Origin of the sequence: Streptomyces sp. P9-2B-2 (genome assembly GCF_030406865.1) — a bacterium.
Lineage (GTDB): Bacteria > Actinomycetota > Actinomycetes > Streptomycetales > Streptomycetaceae > Streptomyces > Streptomyces platensis.
Genome location: NZ_CP129126.1, coordinates 3,761,701 through 3,782,041 on the forward strand (window position 1 = coordinate 3,761,701; position 20,341 = coordinate 3,782,041).

The 20,341-nt window shown below is 68.3% G+C and carries 19 protein-coding genes and 2 pseudogenes; 12 read left to right on the forward strand and 9 right to left on the reverse strand.

All coding sequences use genetic code 11. From position 1 onward, the window contains the following. Positions 1–173: 173 nt before the first annotated feature. Both QT196_RS16275 and QT196_RS16280 read left to right on the forward strand, forming a co-directional pair. The gene (locus tag QT196_RS16275) at positions 174–1,844 is read left to right on the forward strand and encodes a sodium:solute symporter family protein (protein WP_168479602.1); all 1,671 of its coding nucleotides are present in this window, start codon (positions 174–176) and stop codon (positions 1,842–1,844) included. 30 nt (positions 1,845–1,874) lie between these two features. Beyond that, a complete protein-coding gene (locus QT196_RS16280) occupies positions 1,875–2,192 on the forward strand; it encodes a hypothetical protein (RefSeq protein WP_168479603.1) in 318 nt (105 codons plus the stop codon). An 8-nt stretch (positions 2,193–2,200) separates the two neighbouring features. Here QT196_RS16280 and QT196_RS16285 read toward each other — a convergent pair whose 3' ends face one another. Continuing rightward, positions 2,201–2,941, reverse strand: a complete 741-nt coding sequence (locus QT196_RS16285) for a LuxR C-terminal-related transcriptional regulator (protein WP_168479604.1) — start codon at positions 2,939–2,941, stop codon at positions 2,201–2,203. 472 nt (positions 2,942–3,413) lie between these two features. Here QT196_RS16285 and QT196_RS16290 point away from each other — a divergent pair, with 472 nt between their 5' ends. From QT196_RS16290 to QT196_RS16305, 4 genes are all read left to right on the forward strand, one after another. Beyond that, the gene (locus QT196_RS16290; protein WP_290355127.1) at positions 3,414–3,845 is read left to right on the forward strand and encodes an SseB family protein; all 432 of its coding nucleotides are present in this window, start codon (positions 3,414–3,416) and stop codon (positions 3,843–3,845) included. Beyond that, positions 3,842–4,477, forward strand: coding sequence for a hypothetical protein (locus QT196_RS16295; RefSeq protein ID WP_290355128.1), 636 nt, complete (start codon positions 3,842–3,844; stop codon positions 4,475–4,477). Before QT196_RS16290 ends, QT196_RS16295 begins: the two co-directional genes overlap by 4 nt. A 66-nt stretch (positions 4,478–4,543) precedes the next feature. After that, a complete protein-coding gene (locus tag QT196_RS16300) occupies positions 4,544–9,367 on the forward strand; it encodes a putative T7SS-secreted protein (RefSeq protein WP_290355129.1) in 4,824 nt (1,607 codons plus the stop codon). Positions 9,368–9,402: 35 nt separating this feature from the next. Continuing rightward, positions 9,403–9,852 (forward strand): hypothetical protein, encoded by a 450-nt coding sequence (locus QT196_RS16305; protein ID WP_290355130.1) that lies wholly within the window; start codon positions 9,403–9,405, stop codon positions 9,850–9,852. 229 nt (positions 9,853–10,081) lie between these two features. Here the strand turns inward: QT196_RS16305 and QT196_RS16310 are convergent. Continuing rightward, a pseudogene (locus QT196_RS16310) lies at positions 10,082–10,419 on the reverse strand (ABC transporter C-terminal domain-containing protein); the annotation flags it as partial. Between the two features lie 215 nt (positions 10,420–10,634). On the opposite strand from QT196_RS16310, the gene QT196_RS16315 reads away from it, so the two are divergent. Next, on the forward strand, positions 10,635–11,513 hold the full coding sequence (locus QT196_RS16315; RefSeq protein ID WP_290355131.1) for a hypothetical protein: 879 nt from the start codon (positions 10,635–10,637) through the stop codon (positions 11,511–11,513). Between the two features lie 127 nt (positions 11,514–11,640). Here QT196_RS16315 and QT196_RS16320 read toward each other — a convergent pair whose 3' ends face one another. Continuing rightward, positions 11,641–13,443, reverse strand: coding sequence for an ABC-F family ATP-binding cassette domain-containing protein (locus QT196_RS16320; RefSeq protein ID WP_290355132.1), 1,803 nt, complete (start codon positions 13,441–13,443; stop codon positions 11,641–11,643). A gap of 189 nt (positions 13,444–13,632) precedes the next feature. On the opposite strand from QT196_RS16320, the gene QT196_RS16325 reads away from it, so the two are divergent. Next, complete coding sequence (locus tag QT196_RS16325; protein WP_290355133.1) at positions 13,633–13,998, forward strand: hypothetical protein; 366 nt, start codon at positions 13,633–13,635, stop codon at positions 13,996–13,998. Positions 13,999–14,028: 30 nt separating this feature from the next. Beyond that, positions 14,029–14,790, forward strand: a complete 762-nt coding sequence (locus QT196_RS16330) for an alpha/beta hydrolase (RefSeq protein WP_290355134.1) — start codon at positions 14,029–14,031, stop codon at positions 14,788–14,790. Positions 14,791–14,866: 76 nt separating this feature from the next. Here the strand turns inward: QT196_RS16330 and QT196_RS16335 are convergent, their stop codons facing one another. From QT196_RS16335 to QT196_RS16350, 4 genes and pseudogenes are all read right to left on the reverse strand, one after another. Further along, complete coding sequence (locus QT196_RS16335) at positions 14,867–15,232, reverse strand: hypothetical protein (protein WP_168479620.1); 366 nt, start codon at positions 15,230–15,232, stop codon at positions 14,867–14,869. A gap of 14 nt (positions 15,233–15,246) precedes the next feature. Continuing rightward, positions 15,247–15,780 (reverse strand): annotated as a pseudogene (locus tag QT196_RS16340) (transcriptional regulator); the annotation flags it as partial. A gap of 260 nt (positions 15,781–16,040) precedes the next feature. Next, positions 16,041–16,265 carry a hypothetical protein gene (locus tag QT196_RS16345; RefSeq protein WP_266738901.1) on the reverse strand — a complete coding sequence of 75 codons (225 nt, stop codon included), beginning with the start codon at positions 16,263–16,265 and terminating at the stop codon, positions 16,041–16,043. Positions 16,266–16,381: 116 nt separating this feature from the next. Then, positions 16,382–16,597 (reverse strand): hypothetical protein, encoded by a 216-nt coding sequence (locus tag QT196_RS16350; RefSeq protein ID WP_085926459.1) that lies wholly within the window; start codon positions 16,595–16,597, stop codon positions 16,382–16,384. 190 nt (positions 16,598–16,787) lie between these two features. Between QT196_RS16350 and QT196_RS16355 the strand changes: the two genes are divergently transcribed. The 3 genes from QT196_RS16355 to QT196_RS16365 all read left to right on the forward strand — a co-directional run bounded on the left by QT196_RS16355 (position 16,788) and on the right by QT196_RS16365 (position 18,378). After that, positions 16,788–17,645: a helix-turn-helix transcriptional regulator gene (locus QT196_RS16355; RefSeq protein WP_266738902.1), complete on the forward strand. Its 858-nt coding sequence runs from the start codon at positions 16,788–16,790 to the stop codon at positions 17,643–17,645. Next, positions 17,626–17,844 (forward strand): DUF397 domain-containing protein, encoded by a 219-nt coding sequence (locus tag QT196_RS16360; RefSeq protein ID WP_266738903.1) that lies wholly within the window; start codon positions 17,626–17,628, stop codon positions 17,842–17,844. The genes QT196_RS16355 and QT196_RS16360 overlap by 20 nt, the downstream gene beginning before the upstream one ends. 129 nt (positions 17,845–17,973) lie before the next feature. Next, positions 17,974–18,378, forward strand: a complete 405-nt coding sequence (locus QT196_RS16365; protein WP_290355135.1) for a hypothetical protein — start codon at positions 17,974–17,976, stop codon at positions 18,376–18,378. Positions 18,379–18,501: 123 nt separating this feature from the next. Here the strand turns inward: QT196_RS16365 and QT196_RS16370 are convergent, their stop codons facing one another. After that, positions 18,502–19,404 carry a 4-(cytidine 5'-diphospho)-2-C-methyl-D-erythritol kinase gene (locus QT196_RS16370; protein ID WP_290355136.1) on the reverse strand — a complete coding sequence of 301 codons (903 nt, stop codon included), beginning with the start codon at positions 19,402–19,404 and terminating at the stop codon, positions 18,502–18,504. After that, positions 19,401–20,333 carry a 16S rRNA (adenine(1518)-N(6)/adenine(1519)-N(6))-dimethyltransferase RsmA gene (rsmA, locus tag QT196_RS16375; protein WP_290355137.1) on the reverse strand — a complete coding sequence of 311 codons (933 nt, stop codon included), beginning with the start codon at positions 20,331–20,333 and terminating at the stop codon, positions 19,401–19,403. Before rsmA ends, QT196_RS16370 begins: the two co-directional genes overlap by 4 nt. Positions 20,334–20,341: the final 8 nt, after the last annotated feature.

Genomic DNA, 20,341 nt, shown 5'->3' on the forward strand with positions numbered 1-20,341 from the left:
CGTCAATGTCAGGCGCGGCACCGGATGCGGCACGGATCTCCGGGGGATATTCGCGACATATCGACAAGCTCAATCACGAATCAACAACTCAACCAAACAAAAGTATTCAGTTTCTGAAGGCCCGGGCGTAGCTTTCTGTGGATTCCGATCGCGCAGAGAAGCGAGTTCCCACCATGATCACCTTGGCCGAGGGGCTACGGCTCCCTACCAACGGGCTCGATTACACGATCCTGGCCCTCTACTTCGTCGTCGTCCTCGGCATCGGATTCGCGGCGAAACGCAGCGTGAAGACGAGCCTGGACTTCTTCCTCTCCGGGCGGTCACTGCCCGCCTGGGTCACCGGTCTCGCCTTCGTCGCCGCCAACCTCGGCGCCACCGAGATCCTCGGTATGGCCGCCAACGGCGCGCAGTACGGGGCCTACACCGTCCACTGGTACTGGATCGGCGCCATCCCGGCGATGGTCTTCCTCGGCCTGGTGATGATGCCGTTCTACTACGGCTCCAAGGTCCGATCGGTGCCGGAGTTCCTGCTGCACCGCTTCGGCCCCTCCTCGCACCTGCTCAGCTCCGTGATCTTCGCCGTCTCGTCCGTACTGATCGCGGGCGTGAACCTCTACGCCATGGCGATCGTGCTCCAGGCGCTGCTCGGCTGGCCGCAGTGGGTCGCGATCGTCGTCGCCGGCTTCTTCGTCCTCGCGTACATCACCATCGGCGGCCTGTCCTCGGCGATCTACAACGAGGTTCTCCAGTTCTTCGTCATCCTGGCCGCGCTGATCCCGCTGACCATCGTCGGCCTCAAGCGCGTCGGCGGCTGGGACGGGCTGACCGACTCGCTCAACTCCTCGCACGGGGACGCCTTCCTCACCGCCTGGAAGGGCACCGGCATCGGCGAGGCCAACCCGCTCGGCGCGAACTGGCTGACCATCGTGCTCGGCCTCGGCTTCGTGATGAGCTTCGGCTACTGGACCACCAACTTCGCCGAGGTGCAGCGCGCGCTGTCCGCGAAGAACCTCTCCGCCGCCAAGCGCACCCCGCTGATCGCCGCCTTCCCCAAGATCTTCATCCCGCTGGTGGTGGTCATCCCCGGCCTGATCGCGCTGGTCATGGAGCCGACGCTGGGCAAGTCCAAGGACGGGCTCCAGTACAACGACGCGATCCCGGTGCTGATGCGCGATCTGCTCCCCAACGGCGTCCTGGGCATCGCCGTCACCGGCCTGCTCGCCGCCTTCATGGCCGGCATGGCCGCCAACGTCTCGTCGTTCAACACGGTCTTCACCAACGACATATGGGCGGCGTACCTGAAGAAGGGCCGCGATGACGCGCACTACCTGAAGACGGGCCGGGTGGTCACCGCGGTCGGCGTGCTGATCGGCATGGGCACGGCCTTCATCGCCTCGTCCTTCAGCAACATCATGAACTACCTCCAGACGCTGTTCTCCTTCTTCAACGTGCCGCTGTTCGTCGTCTTCATCATCGGCATGTTCTGGAAGCGCACCAGCGCCGCGGCCGGCTTCTGGGGCCTGCTCTCGGGCACCGCGGCCGCGATGGTCAACTACTTCTGGCTCTACAAGCAGGGCATCATCGCGATCCCCTCCGACCAGGGCGCCAACTTCGTCTCCTCCATCGTCGCCTTCGTCGTCGGCGCGCTCGTGATGTTCGTGGTCACCCTGTTCACCGAGCCCAAGTCCGCCGAGTCGCTGGCCGGCCTGGTCTACGGCACGAGGTCCCCCGGCATGGCCGAGCTGCCCGCCGAGGGCGACGACGCCTGGTACCGCAGGCCCGCCCTGCTGGGCTGGGGCGCCGTCGTCCTCGCCGCCCTCTGCTACCTCCCGTTCTCCCTCTGACCTGCCTGAACCAGCGGAGTTGACGCACCCATGAGTGACTACCAGCACGAGGTCGAGGAGCTGGAACGCGAATCGGCGACCGCCGCGCGGCTCTTCGACGTACGGCGCATCATCGGCGGCCTGTTCACCGTCTACGGCGTCATCGTCACCATCGCCGGCCTGATGGCGACCGACGCGGACCTGAAGAAGGCCCAGAACATCAACATCAACCTCTGGACGGGCCTGGGCATGCTCGCCCTGGGCCTGTTCTTCCTCATCTGGCAACAGCTGCGGCCGGCGGTTCCGCCGACGGCGGGGGAGATGGCGGATGAGGGGGATGCGGTGGACGGCGGGGCGGCGAAGGGCTGATCGCGGCGTTAGCCGGGCGGCGGCACCGGTGCGTCCGGTCCCGCCGTCGATGCGTCCGGTCCCGCCGCTGTGGTGGGCGCGGCCTGGCCGCCCGCCCGGTCCAGCAGCCCCGTACGCGCCGCCAGCGCGGCGGCCTCCAGCCGGGAGCCCACCTCCAGCTTCATCAACACCCGCTGAACATGCGTCCGCGCCGTACTGGGCGCGATATCCATCCCCGCCGCGATCAGCCGGGTATCCTCCCCGTCCGCGACCCGCATCAGCACCTCGACCTCACGCGGGGTGAGCAGCTCCAGCAGCCGCGCCCCCTCGTCGTCCGGCTGAGCCGCGGGGTGCAGCAACTCCTCGAAGGCCTGCTGCAACAACTGCGGCGACACCGCCGACTCCCCCGCCCGCGCCTTCATCATGGCGCGCTCCACACCCTCGATCCGCTCGTCGTTACGGACATAGCCCGAAGCCCCGGCGGCAAAGGCGGCGGCGATCCCCCGCGGACTGGGCACCGGCCCCAACACCACCACCGCGACCTGCGGCCGCTCCTTCTTGATCCGTACGACCGGGTCGAAGGCACCCGGGCGGGCCGGCGCGGCAGTACCCAGCAGACACACCTCGGGCGCCCGGCTCACCACCAGCTCCGCGGCCCCCGCACTCGGCGCGGCCGCCGCCAGCACCCGGTGCCCGCGCAGTTTCAGCGCCGAGGCGAGCGCCTCCGCGAGCAGACGATGATCGTCGACCACCATGAGCCGCACGCCCATCGAGCAACCTCCCCCGCTCCGGCGGGCCCCGGCGCAGCCCCCGGCCGGGCCGCTTGTCCCCGGGAAGCTACACGCTCGGCTGCCATAGCGCGCCCCCTACCGGGAAGAAGCCCCCCGGAATGCTGGAATCCCGGCCATTCGGGGCTGGTTGGGGTGGGGGAAGGCGGGGCTTTCACGGACCGGGCCCTGCCGACGCACGGGGCGCCGAGGGCGTAGCGCCATAACCCGGCCGCCCCATGCCAGAGTTGAGACCGGCCTGCCCCGAGGCGCCCCCCATGGCAAACAGCTCGGTCCACACCGAGCGCGCCACCCGCCATCGTCGCTCTTCGAACTCCACCCCCCTCCATGCTGGTTGAATTCAAAAGAAACCGGTGGCCGGTTTTCAGGCGGAGCGCCATCCCCTGCATTGTCAGTGCCGTATGCGAAAGTGGGTTCGACAGTTGAGCTGAGGTCGGGGAGGGAGCCAGCCGTCATGTCATTGGCCGACGAAGTAGCGGCAGCACACGCAGGGGAACCGAATCCGGCCGCACTGGTGGGTGAGTTCCGCCGGACACCGGTATTGGTACCGCTCGTCAACGACTCCCTCATGTCCGCCGAGTTGTCCGGAATTCGCTGGTTGTACGCGTTCTCCGACGAACAGGAACTGGCTCGCTTCGCGATGTCCCGCGGCGCCGCTCCCGATGCCGAGCTGCCCTACGCCCGCGCGGTCGGCGCACGCCTCTTGGACGTCGTCATCCCCGCCATCGAGGGACCGGCCGGCGTGGTACTGGACGCGGGAAGCGAGCAGGGGATGGTGTTTCCGCCGGTCAGCGGCATCGTGCCGGACTCCGCGGCGATCGACCTCACCGAGCCGGACCCAACCGCAAGCGGGTCCGGAGCACCCGTGTCCGGGGGTGCGGCATGACATCCGCCGAGGGCTACGAGCTCGACCCGAATGCCCTGAAGCAGGTCACCAAGGGCATCCACGACGCCATTGCGGAGCTGAAGGAGTTGGGCTTTGACGCCAACGCTCAACTCGGCCAGGGATTCGACAAGCTGGCTCTCTCCGGAATGGAGAGCGGGCACGCCGGCATGAGTTCCGTCTTGGATTCGTTCTGTGAACGCTGGGGCTGGGGCGTTCGCCTGCTCATCCATGAGGCCAACGAATTCGCGCGCCGCCTTGATTTGTCGGCCGGGCTCTATCACGAGCAGGAGCAGTACGTTTCGACGACGTTGAAGGTCGGGGCGAATGCGCTGCTGATGGGGGACCCGACAATGACGGAGGAAAAGCTCAAGAACCGGACGTGGAAGCAGGTCCGCGACGACAACGCCATCACCCAGTTCGACGACGCGGACTGGGACCCCACCTCGGCCAGCTCCCGAAAGGCTTTTCGCGAAGTCGATGAGGCAGCACAGCAAACGGGCGAGGACTTCTCGACGTCCAAGTGGGCGGGCGACGCGGACCACAACTGGGCCCTGCGCCCGCTGAAAATCGCCCAGGAACACCGGGCGCAGGCACAGGCACAGGCACAGGCACACGACCACGGCGGATCCTGAGGACGCGTCACACCTTCACCACCGCACAACCACTGTTGTAGAGCACCACTGGGGGGTTAGGAACTGATGGGCCTCGGCGACGTCATCAATTCCGCAGCCGAAAAGGCTGGCAATGCTGTCGACGGCATCAAGGAGGCGGCCGGCGAGGCCGTCGACTCCGCCTCGGACATGACCGCCGACGCACTCGACTACGTCGGTGCGGACGGCGCGGCCAAGACCGTCCGCTCGGCCGGTGACGACGTCGCCGATGCGTTGGGCGCACAGGTCGACGAACGGCAACTGGGCGAGAGCGACGACCCCAAGGAGCTGATCCACGGGGACGTCGCGAAGATCAATGAATCCGCCGCCCATCTGAAGGACTTCTACGCGGCCTTCGAACGCGTCGGCCAGGGAATCCGCAAGCTCGACGCCGGATCGTGGAAGGGAAAGGCCGCCGACAGCTTCCACGAGAAATTCGACGTGCACCCCAAGCAGTGGATGCGCACCGCGGACGCCTGTGAGACGGCGTGGAAGGCCCTCGACTCCTACGCGGATACGGTCTCCTGGGCCCAGAAGAAGGCTCAGGCGGCCATCGACGCATGGCGCGCGGCCGAGAAGAAGACCATGAAAGCCTTCAAGGCGTACAGCCACGCGGTCGACACGTACAACGACAAGGCAGACACGTACAACGCAGCACTGGACGAGGGTTCCGACCCGGGCCCCAAGCCCGAGAAACCCGGTGACTTCCACGACCCCGCTGAACAGGATCGCGAGGCGGCACAGGAAATCCTCAAGAACGCCCGCAGCCAGCGCAACGAGGCCGCGGAGAAAGCACAGCACGCCCTCAAAGGCGCCTTGGAACACGCCCCGCAGGCACCGAAGTTCACCACGGAGGCGACGCTCGATGTCACTGACGGCATCGCCGCCGGCGGCATGAACCTGATGCACGTCGTCGGCGGTGTGGGCAAGGCCCTGGTCGAAACGGTCAATCTGGGCCGCATGGTGAACCCGCTGGAGCCGTACAACCTCGCCCACCCCCATCTGTACATGGCCAACGTCTCCAAGATCACGCTAGGCCTGGCCAGTACGGCCGCCCACCCCGGGCGCCTGGCCAAGGGGATGCTCGGAGACGGCTGGGGCAGCGACCCCGGGGATGCGCTCGGGGGCGTCATTGGCAACCTCATCGGCGCCAAGGGTGTCGGTGCCGTCGGCAAGGGCCTGGTGAAGGCCGGGGCGAAGGACGCGGCCAAGGGGGCCGCACGGACAGCCGTCAAGGACGGCGGCAAGACCACCATCAAGGACCGTTTCCGTAAGCTCTGGTCCAGGGAATGCGAAAGCGACCCCATCGACATGGCCACCGGCCGGATGGTCCTTCCGCAGACCGACATCGCCCTCCCCGGCAGCCTCCCCCTCTCCTTCACCCGCACCTTCGAGTCGTCCTACCGCCAGGGCCGCTGGTTCGGGCCGGCGTGGATGAGCACCGTCGACCAGCGTCTGGAGATCGACGCCGAGGGCGTCATCCTCATCGGCGACGAGGGCGATTTCCGCCTCTACCCACACCCGGCCGTCGGCGTGCCCACCCTCCCCGCCGAGGGTGACGGCCACCCCCTGGAGCGCACACCGGACGGCGACTACGTCCTCACCGACCCGGTCACCGGCACTCGCCGCTACTTCACCACCTACACCGAAGATCTCGCCGTCCTCGACGAGATATCCGACCGGCGTGGCAACCACCACACCTTCGACTACACCGAAGACGGCACCCCCACCGCCATCACCCACAGCGCCGGCTACCGCCTCCTGCTCACCACCGACGAAGGCCGCATCACCGCCCTCCACCTGGCAGGCGCGGCCCCCGACGGCTCCGACCAACTGCTGATGACGTACGGCTACGACGAAGCCGGCAACCTCATCACCACCACCAACTCCTCCGGCCTACCCCTCCGCTTCACTTACGACGACCACGGCCGCATCACGTCCTGGACGGACACCAACAACAGCAGCTACACGTACGCCTATGACGACCAGGACCGCTGCGTCTCACAGGGCGGCATAGCGGGCCACCTCCGTGCCCAGTACACCTGGGGCAAACCTGATCCCGTAACGGGCCTGCGCACCAACCTCTTCCACAACTCCCACGGCCAGGTCAGCCGCTACGAGGTCAATGACCGCCACCAGATCGTCGCGGAGACCGACCCCACGGGCGCCACCACCCGCACGGTCCGCGACGCCAAGCACCACATCCAGTCCACCACCGACCCGCTGGGCCGCACCACTCGCTTCACCTACAACGACTCAGGCCGCCCCGCCACCGTCACCCTCCCCGACGGCTCCACCGCCACCACCAGCTACAACGACCTCGGCCTGCCCCTGACCACCACCGGTCCGGACGGCACCACCTGGACCCACGCCTACGACGCCGACGGCAACCGGACCTCCACCACCGACCCCACCGGCGCCACCACCACCTACACCCACGACACCCGCGGCCACGTCGCCTCGGTCACCGACGCCCTCGGCAACACCACCCGCCTCTACTGCAACGAGGCCGGGCTTCCCCTGACCGTCACCGACCCACTGGGCGCCACCACCCACTACCGCCGCGATGCCTTCGGCCGCACCACATCGGTTACCGACCCCCTCGGCGAGACCACTCACATGGTGTGGACCGTCGAAGGGAAGCTGGCGGCCCGCATCGATGCGACCGGCGCCACCGAGGAGTGGACCTACGACGGCGAGGGCAACCGTCTCACCCACACCGACGCCATCGGCCAGACCACCCGCTTCGAGTACAGCCACTTCGACCTGCTCACAGCCCGCACCGACCCCGACGGCGTCCGCCACGAGTTCACCCACGACACCGAACTCCGCCTCACCCAGGTCACCAACCCCCAAGGCCTGACCTGGAACTACACCTACGACGGCGCCGGCCGCCTCATCTCCGAGACGGACTTCGACGACCGCATCCTGGCCTACACCCACGACGCCGCAAGCCAACTCGCCACCCGCACCAACACTCTCGGCGAAGTCACCGCCTACACCCGCGACACCCTCGGCCGCATCACACACAAGGACGCCGCCGGTCTCGTCACCACCTACGTTCACAACACCAGCGGCAACCTGCAACAAGCAGCCAACCCGGACGCCACCGTCACCTACACCCACGACGTTCTCGGCCGCGTCACCGCCGAAACCGTCAACGGCCGCACCATGACGTTCACCTACGACGCCCTGGGCCGCCGCACCTCCCGCACCACCCCTACCGGCCACACCACCACTTACACCTACGACGCGGCGGGCAATCGCACCGCCATGGACATCGCCGGCCACGTCCTCACCTTCGACCACGACGCGGCCGGCCAGGAACTCACCCGCACCATCGGCGACCATCTCCAGCTCACCCACACCTGGGACCCCACCGGCCGCCTCACCGCCCAGTCCCTCACCGCAGCAGCCACCGGCACTCTCCCGCCCCCCACCGGGACGCCCCGGGCACAGAACCCTGCCGCAGCCGAAGCCCAACGGGTCCTCCACCGCGGCTACACCTACCGCCCCGACGGCAACCTCACCACGGTCGACGACTCCCACACCGGCCGCCGCACCTTCGACCTCGACTGCTCCGGCCGCGTCACCGCCGTCCACGCCACCGACTGGACCGAGACCTACGCCTACGACGAAGCCGGCAACCAAACCCACGCCACCTGGCCCGACCGCCACCCCAACCCCTCAGCCCGAGGCGACCGCACCTATACCGGCACCAACATCACCCGCGCCGGCCGCATCCGCTACGAACACGACGCCCTCGGCCGCGTGACCCTTCGCCAAAAGACCCGCGTCTCCCGCAAACCCGACACCTGGCGCTACTCCTGGAACACCGAGGGCCGCCTCACATCCGTCGCCACCCCCGACGGCACCACCTGGCGCTATCTCTACGACCCTTCCGGCCGCCGAATAGCCAAACAACGCCTTATCCCCGGTGAATCAATAACCTTTGAGCAAACTGACTTTACCTGGGACGGCCCCACCCTCACCGAACAAACCACCCGGCCCCAGGACACCGCAAAATCCATCACTCTCACCTGGGACCATCAACGCCTGACGCCCGTAGCCCAAACCGAACGCAAGACTTCAGCACCTGACTTGTCTCGCGCCCCACAACATCTTATTGACCAACGCTTCTACGCCGTAATCACCGATCCGGTCGGCACCCCTAATGAGCTCATCTCGGAATCAGGTGATATCTCATGGAAAATGCAGGCCACACTTTGGGGCACAACAACCTGGAACAGCAGCGCAACGGCTTATACGCCACTGCGATTTCTGGGGCAATATTTCGACCATGAAACTCAACTCCACTATAACTTCCACCGGTATTATGACACCGCCACAGCTCGATACATATCCACTGACCCGCTCGGCATCGCCCCAGACCCCAATACCTGCACATATGTAGCTAACCCAAACAGTCACACAGACCCGCTTGGCTTGTTCGAATGCAAACCCAAGGGTGAGGCTTCGAATCCATTTGAAAGTAGATCCGAGGCAGAGAGAGCCGCACACGAGCTCGCTGGGGTCCCACATGGCACCACACCCGATGCCGCGTGGACGGTATCTGGAAACAAGGATCTGGCGCATGCGCCCGGACACCTTTACAGCAACGACCCGTCGCATTGGGGTCACTTCCGGCAGTTTGAAACCGAGGCAGGATCGAGGGTGGTGGTTGAGCATACCCATGACCCGGCGGGCCCACATTTCCACGCAGGCATGCCAAAGTCGATCCCCACGCGGAACGAGGTGAATTTTGGATGGGATAACGAAAGAGGCGAAGGAATTAAGCGCTACAAGGATTCAATGGAAAGATACGCTAAGATCAATAAGCCAGGCGGAGACCATCACCTATTCTACAACTAGCGATGGTGTTACATTGAAACAGCGAAGGGATTAGCATGGCCACCACCAAGAAAGACGTCGCAGACTGGATCAGCGATCTGACCGCTGCAGGAATGCTGATTTCAAATCAAGAACCTCCGCAGGGAGCCCCAGAAGCCACGGCAGCCCTGCACATCGTAAATGGCATAGACGCAGAACCGACGGTTTCAGTCGACCGCAATTCTTCAGATTCGTTGCATTTTCTGAACCATCACTGGAAGCAGCAGTCCGAAGCAGCCCATCTGTACTCCGCGAGTGGAGGGATCCTTGTCTGCTCCCCTGCCACCTGCCCTACGGATGTCGGATGGCTCAGAGTTCAGGATCCAATGAGAGGCGACAATATTGCCTCCCGCCTGGTCGAGGCTAAGGGCTCGCCGACGTTCCTGGCTCTATCCGAAGATAGACGCCACCTCTGCGCAATTTCTGTCGAAGATGAGGATTATTGGATCGTGCGCCACGAGTTCTGAATTCGCACCCATTGAGGCAGACTGAAGGTCACGGGCGAGGTCGGGGCGATACGCGGAAATCCTCAAACCGCACACGGGGATTCCATAAGAGACGATTTCACACTTCAGAAAGAACGAGCCTCGGTGGCCGTGGAGGGCGCATCTGGGGCCGGCCCCTTGCCCGGCCCCAGCACATATACCGTCGCCTCCTACCGGTCCTGAACACCGGCAGCAGGAGTCGCCTGGCGCCTTACGCCTCCTCCGCCAACTCCAGCCACCGCATCTCCAACTCATCCTTCTCCGCGCTCAGTTCGCGGAGCTGGGCGTCGAGGCCCGCGACTTTTCGAAATTCGTGACGTTTTCGGCGATCTGGGCGCGGAGCTTGCTCTCTTTGTCGCCGAGCTTGTCCAACTGGCGCTCGATCTTCTGGAGTTCCTTCTGACCGCCGCGGTTGACCGCGGCGGCCTTCTTGAGCGCCGCGGCCTGCGGGGCCGACGCCGGGGTAGCAGCCTCGATGACCTGCCGGCGGCGCTCCAGGTACTCGTCCAGGCCGCACGGCAGCATCCGCAGGGTGGCATCGCCGAGCAGGCGTGGCCCCGGTCGGTGGTGCGCTCAATGCCGCTCGCCAAGAGCTTACGGAACCCGTCGCATGAAAAAGGGAATTGACGTGATAAAGGTTCAGGATGACCCAGTCGTCGGGCGTCATCGATGTGCTGTTGGAGGAGCGGGACATCGGGGTGAACTAACGTGATCAAGAATCCCTACTCGGGCCTTCGGCTGCGCGTCGGAAAAGAAGGAAGTAAATGACCACTCCGCAACAGCCGCCAGGTGGTTTCGGGCAGGCACCGGGTTACGGCGCGCCGCAAGGGATGCCGCAGCCCGGCTCGCCACCGGCCGGGTATCCGGCGGGGGCCGCGCCTGGTGGGCCGGTGCCGTACGGACAGCAGCCCCAACCCGGGCCAGCGCCCTACGGCCAGCCGGCGCCCTACGGAATGCCGCAGCAGGCACCTCAGTTCGGGTACGGCGGCGGGCCGGGGATGCCGCCGCCCATTCCGCCGAAGCGGAATAAGGCGGGGGCCATCATCGCGGTCGTGGCCGGGGTGCTGGTGATCGGGACGCTGGCGGGGGTGGGGGTGTTCCGTGGTGGAGGGAGTTCGTCGGGCGCATCCGACAGCGGGCCGAGGTATCGGATTACGGTGCCGCAGACGCTGGCGGGTGGGGAGTACAAGCTCGCCAAGGACATATCCCAGCAGGCCGGCAGGGCGGTGCCGTCTGACGGGGCCAATGAGCACAACGTCAAGACAGCGGGCGGGCAGTACTCGTCCGGGACCAAATCGCTGGTGATGCTGGGGCTTTACGGCGTCATTGATGATCCCGAGACGACCGTCGACCACACCATCCGCGGCATGACGCGCGACGGCAAGACGGAAGTCGCCGTGACGGACTCGGAGTTCACGCCCAGCGGTGGCGGAGGATCGCTCACCTGCGGTGTGGATGAGCGGACGGAGATGGGGCAGAAGGTCACGCTGCCGTTCTGCGTCTGGGCGGATTCCAGTACGAGCGGGAGCGTCGCCCAAACCGATGCCTCGGAGCTGTCGAAAGATCCGTACTCCGTCGACCTCCAGGAATTCGCCGACAAGGTGGGCAAGATTCGCAGTGAGGTCAGGAAACCGGTGGGATAGCTTTTCGCCGCCGCACGCGGAGCACCTCCTGAAGGACGCGCCGACCATTGTGTGGTCACCGCGGGAAATCGGCGCGGTGACCACACGATGACCGGCGTCGCCCAGGAGGCGCCACCATCCGCCGCCCCTACGCCTCCTCAGCCAACTCCAGCCACCGCATCTCCAACTCCTCCTTCTCCGCGCTCAGTTCGCGGAGTTGAGCATCGAGCCCGGCGACCTTCTCGAAGTCCGTCGCATTCTCGGCGATCTGGGCGTGGAGCTTGGTCTCCTTGTCGCCGATCTTTTCCAGCTGGCGCTCGATCTTCTGGAGTTCCTTCTGGGCGGCGCGGTTGACCGCGGCCGCCTTCTTGGGGGCCGCTGCGGTCTGTTGCGCGGGGGCCGGGGTGGCGGCGTCGATGACCTGTTGGCGGCGTTCGAGGTACTCGTCCAGGCCGCGGGGGAGCATCCGGAGCGTGGCGTCGCCGAGGAGGGCGTGGACGCGGTCGGTGGTGCGCTCGATGAAGTAGCGGTCGTGGCTGATGACGATGAGGGAGCCGGGCCAGCTGTCGAGGACGTCCTCCAGCTGGGTCAGGGTCTCGATGTCGAGGTCGTTGGTGGGCTCGTCGAGGAAGAGGACGTTGGGCTCGTCCATCAGGAGGCGCAGGATCTGGAGGCGGCGGCGCTCACCGCCGGAGAGGTCGCCGACCGGGGTCCACTGCTTCTCCTTGGTGAAGCCGAACTTCTCGCAGAGCTGGCCGGCGGTCATCTCCCGGCCCTTGCCCAGGTCGACCCGGTCGCGCACCTGCTGGACGGCCTCCAGCACCCGCAGTGTCGGGGGGAGTTCGCCGACCTCCTGGGAGAGGTATGCCAGCTTGACGGTCTTGCCGACCACGATCCGGCCGGCCACCGGCTGCACCTCGCCCTGGGTGCGGGTGGCCTCGGCCAGCGCCCGCAGCAGCGAGGTCTTGCCGGCGCCGTTGACGCCCACCAGGCCGATCCGGTCACCGGGGCCCAGCTGCCAGGTCAGGTGCTTGAGGAGGACCTTCGGTCCGGCCTGGACGCTGACGTCCTCCAGCTCGAAGACGGTCTTGCCGAGGCGGGAGCTGGCGAACTTCATCAGCTCGGCGTTGTCGCGGGGCGGCGGCACGTCGGCGATCAGCTCGTTGGCGGCCTCGATGCGGAACCGCGGCTTGCTCGTACGGGCCGGGGCGCCGCGCCGCAGCCACGCCAGCTCCTTGCGCATCAGGTTCTGCCGCTTGACCTCTTCGGTGGCGGCGATCCGCTCCCGCTCGGCCCGGGCGAAGACGTAGTCGCTGTAGCCGCCCTCGTACTCATGGACGTCGCCGCGCTGGACGTCCCACATGCGCGTGCAGACCTGGTCGAGGAACCAGCGGTCGTGGGTGACGACCACGAGGGCGGAGCGGCGGGCCCGGAGGTGGCGGGCCAGCCAGGAGATGCCCTCGACATCGAGGTGGTTGGTGGGCTCGTCGAGGACGATCAGGTCCTGCTCGGCGATCAGCAGCTTGGCGAGCGCGATGCGGCGGCGCTCACCGCCGGAGAGCGGGCCGATGACGGTGTCCAGGCCCTGGGTGAAGCCCGGCAGGTGCAGATCGCCGAAGAGGCCGGTGAGGACGTCGCGGATCTTGGCGTTGCCGGCCCACTCGTGGTCGGCGAGATCGCCGATGACCTCGTGCCGGATGGTGGCGGCCGGGTCGAGGGAGTCGTGCTGGGTGAGGACGCCGAGACGCAGGCCGCCGTTGTGGGTGACCCGGCCGTTGTCCGCGTCCTCCAGCTTGGCGAGGATCCGGATCAGGGTGGTCTTGCCGTCCCCGTTGCGCCCGACGACGCCGATCCGGTCCCCCTCGTTGACGCCGAGCGAGACACCGTCGAGCAGGGCACGGGTCCCGTACACCTTGCCGACGGCTTCCAGATTGACGAGGTTGACGGCCATCTCACTCCTGCACTTCAGACCTGCGCTTCCGACCTGCGCTTCAGATCGATCGACCTTCCCAGCCTAGTCGTCGTGCGAAGGAGAGCCGCCGGGAGATAAATACCTGTGGATAAGTGCGGGGAGGTGAGTACCGGGAGATGAGTAGCCGTACTGATGGCAGGGGCTGCGGGCGGGCCTAGCGTGAGCCGCATGATCAACGACCAGGCGCCGAGCGCCCTTCCCGTGCGCGACGAGGCACCGTCGGTGACGGGTTCCGACGTGGGCCGGATCTTCGCCGGCCTGCTTGTGCTGGCGTTCGCCGGGGTGACCGGGCTGTTCGCGCCGCTGATGGTGATGGCGAGCGACGGCTGCAACGAGGGTGACGCCCGCATGATCTGCTCCGCGGGCACCCAGCAGATCGTCGGCACCCTGCCGATCGCCGCCGCCTTCGTGGCCGCCCTCCTTGCGGTGGTGGGTATGGCCAACAGGAACGCCGTCGGCATCGGCAGCCTCCTGGCGGCTCCGTGTCTGCTGGTCCTGTCCTGGGTGGTGTCGCTGGCCCTCGCGGGCGCCTGAGGCACCGCTCCCCCGTTGTAACGTGCCGTCATGGCACCGGACATGGGCATGGCGGGCACGACAGTGGAGACGGTACGCGGGCTGGTCTACGGCCCGAGCGGCAAGCGGCTGGACGTCCACCGTCCGGCCGGGGCGTCCGGCGCGACGCCCACCGTGTTGCTCTGGCACGGCATCGGCCCCGACGAGCGGGACGTGCTGGAGCCGCTGGCGCGGGCGACGGCGGCGCACGGGGCGCTGGTCCTGGTACCGGACTGGCGCTCGGACGCCCCGGACGGTGGCCGGTCGCATCTGCTGGAGTCCCTGGCCTTCGCCCGTAAGGAAGCGGGTGGGCTGGGCGCCGACGGGGAGTCGCTCGTCCTGGCCGGGTGGTCGGCGGGCGCCGGGGCCGCGCTGGGGGTCGCGCTGCGGCCCGAGATCGCGGACGAATGGCGGCCATCGGCGGTGGTGGGCCTGGCGGGCCGCTACGACCTGCCGGCGCGGACCACCGGGACCCCGCCGCTGGACGATCTCACCGCGGGCCGGGACCCGGGCGTCCCGGTCCACCTGGTGCACGGCACCCGCGACACCATCGTGGACGCCCGGTACTCCCGCGACCTCACGGAGGCGCTGCGGACGCCGGGCCGGGCGGTGACCCTCCAGGAGCCGGAGACCGACCACGCGGGCGTGATCATGACGGCGTACGACCCGGTGGCGGACCGCTGCGTCCCGACCACCGACGAGCACGCGGTAGGGGCGGGGCGGATGGTGGCGGGGGTGCTGGCGACGGCCGGGGGTAGCGGGAGCGGGGTGTAGCGAAAGCGCCTCGCCCACGCCTGCTCCGCCTGGCGGACGTACCGCCGAACGAGGCCCCGAGGGCCTCTCTACGTGGTCAGCTCAGCGCCTTCTCGATGGCCTCGAAGATGTCGGCGTCGGTCTCCTGCTGCCAGGCCGGAAGGTCGGGCCAGTCCGCGACGTAGCCCGGCTTCGGGTCGTCGAAGTGCTTGAACATCTGGGCCGTCCAACAGGTCGCGACGAAGCGGCCCTTCTGTTCCCGGGACAGCCTGGAGGTGCGCCCGTCGCTGACCTCGACGAACTGGCGCACCTGCGCATAGACCGACCCGGCGGCCTCGCGCTCCCACTGCGGGGTGTCGTCCCACGGAGTGACGTAGCCCGCCTTCGGCTCCCCGGGGAAGTGCTGGTGCACACCCGCGATCCAGCTTTCCCGGAACAGTCGTGCACCCTCGGTCTGCGACATGTCATCCCCTCTCGTCACGGCGTGCTCAGCGTGGCGATCTTCGCCCCTAGCTCAGCCACGCGGTGGTCGCGGCTCAGGGGGCCGAACTCGTCGCTCAGGTCTCGGAGTCTACGGGCGACGTAACCGGAGGATGAGGCACGAGCCAGGTCGACGGCTTCCCTCCCATAGGAGACCGCCTGCTCGGGGTCGCGCCGCTTCACGCCGATGGCCGCCAGATCCGTCAGCACCGCGCCCCTTCGTCGCAGCACCTGTCCGGACGCCAACGCCGTGTGCTGCAAGGCCGCCCGCAGTGTTGTCTCCGCCAGGTCCAGGCGCCCCAGCCGCACATAACGCGCACCGCGCTCCTCCGCGAGCCGGGATCCGTCGAACCTGAGCCACCCGCCGTTGACGCTGTCTGGGGTGAGTTCCCGGACCTCTTCGGCGCGCCCCAACGCACGCTCGCATGCCTCAAGGTCGCCCAGGCCCGCGTGCGCCTCCGCTTGAACCGAGGCGACCCAATGGCGGGTCGAGAGCGCCTTGTCCCCACGCCCGGCCAGCCTCTCGGCCACGTCGCCGGACTCCAGGGCGGCGAGCAGCTCGGGGGCCGCCTCCGGCTCCGGGACGTCCGTACCCGCCGTCCGAGGAGCACGCGGTACGGGCGGGGCGGATGGTGGCGGGGATGCTGGCGACGGCTGGGGCATAGGCGGCAACGGGGCTAGCGGGAACGGGGTGCCGGCGACGGCCGGGGCGTAGCAGGAGCGGGGTGCCGTCGCGGGAGCGCCTGGCCCGTGCCCGGCGGCCCCTCAGTACCGGCCCGCCCGTGGGCCGCTCAGCGGCGCCCGCCCCCACCGGACGACCAGGTGTTGAGCCTCCGTACGGCCTCCTCCAGCTCCCGGCGCCGGGCGGCCTGATCCGCGGGCGCGGGGTGCCTCTGCGCCTCCGCCGGGCGGACGTACGGCCGGACGAGGCGGCCGTCCTCGCCGCACAGCGGGAGCAGTTCGGGCGGCAGCCGCCGGACGCGTACGAGGCGCCGCCGCACCGGGGCCTCCGACAACCAGGCAGTGGGCGAGAGGGCACCGGCACTACTGGTCGCCCGATGGCCGCCACGGCCCGGAAGTAACCAACTCAGCAGCCTCCCCAACACTGTTCGGACGAGGCCAGGAACTCCCTTCAACGGGCGGCCGCCTTGCGGAGAACCTCGGCGAGGCGGCGGGCGGTGGCCGCGTTGCAGTTACCGAGGGCGACGAGCGAGACGCCGTAGACGCCCGCGAAGCCGGGCAGGTCGACGCCGAGCGACGGCAGCGTGATGCCGTGGTCCTTCAGCGCGGTACGCAGCTCTTCGGCGCTGTCGTGCACATCGTCGGGGAGGGAGCGGTCGAGGGCCATGGGCGGGCCCGCCTTTCTCTACGCATAGCTACGAATCCATTACAGAGTGATGTGGCGCGGCGTAGCGTGAAAGGGGTTTGGGCTCCCGGCCGCGGTCCGGGGAATGCGCGGTGTGACGTGGTGGAAATGTGGGGACCGCCGGGGCTCGTCCGCAACGACTGAGAATCAGCTACACGTACGGCGGTGAACCGTGGCACAACGCAAGGACATTGACGGCTCGGCGGGAGTACCCACCTTCTACGGCAAGGAACTGCGCTACCAGCGGGAGTTGGCCGGCCTCACGCTCCAGCAGCTGGTCGAGGGCAGCTTCTACGGCCCGAGCCACCTCAGCGAAATCGAGCGCGGCGAACGGCGGATGCCGGCGGAGCTGGCCGAGCACGTCGACAAGGTGCTGAAGACGGACGGCTTCTTCACGCGGCGCTGTGAGGACGTACGGAAGGCGAGGCGCACCGGCCACGCCGAGTACTTCGAGCGCGTATTGGAGGCGGAGAAGTACGCGGCGAGCATCGAGGAGTGGTCCCCTACCGTCATTCCTGGTTTGTTGCGGACCGAGCCGTACACACGAGCAGTGGCGCAGGCCGCGCGTCCACTGGCGTCCGACGCGGAGGTGGACGAGAAGGTCAACGCCTCCATGGCCCGCGCCTGCCTGTTCGAGGCCGACCACAAGACCCCAGAGTATTGGGTGATCCTGCATGAGTCGCTGCTGCGTCACCCGATCCTCCCGCCGGAAACTGCGGCCGACCAGCTAGACCACATCTCAGCGCTGGCACGGAGCCGCCGGATCGTTCCACAGATCCTTCCGTGGAACTGCGGACCGCATCCCCTCATGGTGGTGGGCCTGGCCAAGATCATGACCTTTGCGGATGCTCCGCCACTGGCCTACTTGGAGTCGCAGTACAGCGGTGACACGATCGATGATCCGGCCCTCGTGCAGAAGTACCGCAAGGCATACGATTGGCTCAGGGCCGCCGCGCTGCCGCCGAAGGCGTCCCTCGCCATGATCGACGAAGCGGCTGAGGATTCTCGAAATGGCAAACAGCCACATTGACTTGAGCACGGTTGCCTGGCGCAAGAGCAGCTACAGCAACGGCGACGGCGGGGACTGCGTCGAGGTGGTCGACGGCATGGCCGGCATCGTCCCCGTCCGCGACTCCAAGGACCCCCACGGCCCGGCCATCGTCTTCCCGGACACCGCCTGGTCGACCTTCGTCACCGCCGTCAAGGACACCGGCCTCCCTGGCGTCTGAGTCCGCCCGGCAAGCCAATCCACCGACAGCCGGCCGCGCACCTCGGCCCGTGCCGGTTATCACAGCCGCACCAACAGAGGCCCAGCGGAAACGCCTGGGCCTCACCGGTGCAAGGGAGGTACGACGGGGATGAACTTCACGCGCACGCTGCGTGCGGCAGCCGCCTCTGAATACGAGTTCCATGGCAACAAGGTCGCCATCATCAGCACCGTCGGCGGTGTGGTCGTCCTCCTCACCGTCATCGCGCTTGTTGTTGTCATGGTTACCGTGAAGAAGAAGCGCCGTAATGGGCCGCCTCCGGGTGGCATCGGCGGATATGGCGGCCCCGGTGGGCCGGGCGTCCCCGGTGGTTTTGTGCCGCAGCCTCCCGGTCCTTACCAGCAACAGGCCGGCGCGCCGGGCGCCTACCCGCCCGGCGCCTATCAGCAGCCGCCGGGGGCGCCGGGCGCCTACCCACCTGGCCCCTACCAGCAGCAGCCAGGGGCGCCCGCCTCGTTCCCGCCGGCACCGCCCACCCCGCCGTCAGACCGATAGCGCACCGCCGTAGCGAGACGGCAGGGGTACCAGGCCGCACACAGGCTGCCGCCCCAACCTGCCCCGGGCTGCATGCAGTCCGGGGCTTCCCCTGCCAAGACGGTTTTGAGAACCGTCCCCGCCCTACAGAACCCTCGCCCCCACCGCCGGCGACTCCGCCACCCGCACCTGCCGGCAGGTCCCCGACGCCAGTAGCGCCGCGGCCACCTGCTGGGCCGACTCCGCGTCCTTGACCAGGAAGGCGGTGGTCGGGCCGGAGCCGGAGACCAGGGCTGCCAGGGCACCTGCGGCGGTGCCGGCCGCCAACGTCGCGGTCAGCGACGGCCGCAGGGACAGCGCCGCGGGCTGGAGGTCGTTGGCCAGGGCCCCGGCCAGGGCGGTGGCGTCGCCGGACTCCAGGGCGGCCAGCAGCTCCGGGGACGCCTCCGGCTCCGGCACGTCCGTGCCCGCCGTCAGCCGGTCGAACTCGCCGTAGACGGCTGGGGTGGACAGGCCGCCGTCGGCGACCGCGAAGACCCAGTGGAAGGTGCCGCCGACCGGCAGCGGCGTCAGCAGCTCGCCGCGGCCGCGGCCCAGGGCCGCCCCGCCCACCAGGCTGAAGGGCACATCGCTGCCCAACTCGGCACAGATGGCCAGGAGTTCATCCCGCGACGCACCCGTCGACCAGAGGGTGTCGCAGGCCAGCAGGGCCCCGGCGGCGTCCGCGCTGCCGCCGGCCATGCCGCCTGCCACGGGGATGTCCTTGCGGATGTGGAGGTGGACGTGTGGCTCGATGCCGTGGCGGGCGGCGAGGAGTTCGGCGGCGCGGGCTGCCAGGTTGGTGCGGTCCAGGGGGATCTGGTCGACGTCGTGGCCCTCGGCGGTGATCCGGAGGGTGTCGGCGGGGGTGGCGGTGACCTCGTCGTAGAGGCCGACGGCGAGGAAGACGTTGGCCAGGTCGTGGAAGCCGTCGGGGCGGGCGGCGCCCACGGCCAGCTGGACGTTGACCTTGGCCGGTACGCGGACGGTGATCGAGGTGGTCGTCATGCCTGCTCTCCCGCTGATGCTTGCTGTCCCCGTGCCTGACGGATGCCCGGCGCCCCGCCCGGTCCCTTGTGCTCGGCGATCCGCGCGAACTCCTCGACGGTCAGTGCCTCGCCGCGGGCCTGCGGCGAGACGCCGGCGGCGACCAGGGCGGCCTCCGCGGCGGCGGCCGATCCGGCCCACCCGGACAGCGCGGCCCGCAGCGTCTTGCGGCGCTGGGCGAAGGCCGCGTCGACGACGGCGAAGACCTCGTCGCGGCTCGCCGTGGTCTCGATCGGCTGGTCGCGGCGGACGAGGGAGACCAGTCCGGAGTCGACGTTGGGGGCGGGCCAGAAGACGTTGCGGCCGATGGCGCCGGCCCGCTTGACCTCGGCGTACCAGTTGGCCTTCACCGACGGCACGCCGTAGACCTTGTTGCCGGGGCGGGCGGCCAGCCGGTCGGCGACCTCGGACTGCACCATGACCAGGGTGCGGTCGATGGTGGGGAAGGTCGCGAGCATGTGCAGCAGCACCGGCACGGCGACGTTGTAGGGGAGGTTGGCGACCAGTGCGGTGGGCGCGGGGCCGGGCAGCTCGGTGACGTGCATCGCGTCACGGTGCACCAGCGCGAAGCGGTCGGCGCGGTCGGGCATCCGGGCCGCGACGGTGTCCGGCAGCGCGGCGGCCAGCACCTCGTCGATCTCGACGGCGGTGACCCGGTCGGCGGCCTCCAGCAGGCCCAGGGTCAGCGAGCCGAGGCCCGGGCCGATCTCGACCACGACATCGTCGGGCCGGACCTCGGCGGTCCGGACGATCCGGCGGACGGTGTTGGCGTCGATGACGAAGTTCTGGCCGCGCTGCTTGGTGGGGCGGACGCCCAGCGCGGCGGCCAGCTCGCGGATGTCGGCGGCGCCCAGCAGGGGGCCGGGATCGTCGGTGGTGCTCTTGCTCATGCCACAGC

Coding starts and splice junctions, on each gene's coding strand:
- QT196_RS16275 (WP_168479602.1), top strand. CDS start 174: ATGATCACCTTGGCCGAGGGGCTACGGCTCCCTACCAACGGGCTCGAT.
- QT196_RS16280 (WP_168479603.1), top strand. CDS start 1,875: ATGAGTGACTACCAGCACGAGGTCGAGGAGCTGGAACGCGAATCGGCG.
- QT196_RS16285 (WP_168479604.1), bottom strand. CDS start 2,941: ATGGGCGTGCGGCTCATGGTGGTCGACGATCATCGTCTGCTCGCGGAG.
- QT196_RS16290 (WP_290355127.1), top strand. CDS start 3,414: ATGTCATTGGCCGACGAAGTAGCGGCAGCACACGCAGGGGAACCGAAT.
- QT196_RS16295 (WP_290355128.1), top strand. CDS start 3,842: ATGACATCCGCCGAGGGCTACGAGCTCGACCCGAATGCCCTGAAGCAG.
- QT196_RS16300 (WP_290355129.1), top strand. CDS start 4,544: ATGGGCCTCGGCGACGTCATCAATTCCGCAGCCGAAAAGGCTGGCAAT.
- QT196_RS16305 (WP_290355130.1), top strand. CDS start 9,403: ATGGCCACCACCAAGAAAGACGTCGCAGACTGGATCAGCGATCTGACC.
- QT196_RS16315 (WP_290355131.1), top strand. CDS start 10,635: ATGACCACTCCGCAACAGCCGCCAGGTGGTTTCGGGCAGGCACCGGGT.
- QT196_RS16320 (WP_290355132.1), bottom strand. CDS start 13,443: ATGGCCGTCAACCTCGTCAATCTGGAAGCCGTCGGCAAGGTGTACGGG.
- QT196_RS16325 (WP_290355133.1), top strand. CDS start 13,633: ATGATCAACGACCAGGCGCCGAGCGCCCTTCCCGTGCGCGACGAGGCA.
- QT196_RS16330 (WP_290355134.1), top strand. CDS start 14,029: ATGGCACCGGACATGGGCATGGCGGGCACGACAGTGGAGACGGTACGC.
- QT196_RS16335 (WP_168479620.1), bottom strand. CDS start 15,232: ATGTCGCAGACCGAGGGTGCACGACTGTTCCGGGAAAGCTGGATCGCG.
- QT196_RS16350 (WP_085926459.1), bottom strand. CDS start 16,597: ATGGCCCTCGACCGCTCCCTCCCCGACGATGTGCACGACAGCGCCGAA.
- QT196_RS16360 (WP_266738903.1), top strand. CDS start 17,626: ATGGCAAACAGCCACATTGACTTGAGCACGGTTGCCTGGCGCAAGAGC.
- QT196_RS16365 (WP_290355135.1), top strand. CDS start 17,974: ATGAACTTCACGCGCACGCTGCGTGCGGCAGCCGCCTCTGAATACGAG.
- QT196_RS16370 (WP_290355136.1), bottom strand. CDS start 19,404: ATGACGACCACCTCGATCACCGTCCGCGTACCGGCCAAGGTCAACGTC.
- rsmA (WP_290355137.1), bottom strand. CDS start 20,333: ATGAGCAAGAGCACCACCGACGATCCCGGCCCCCTGCTGGGCGCCGCC.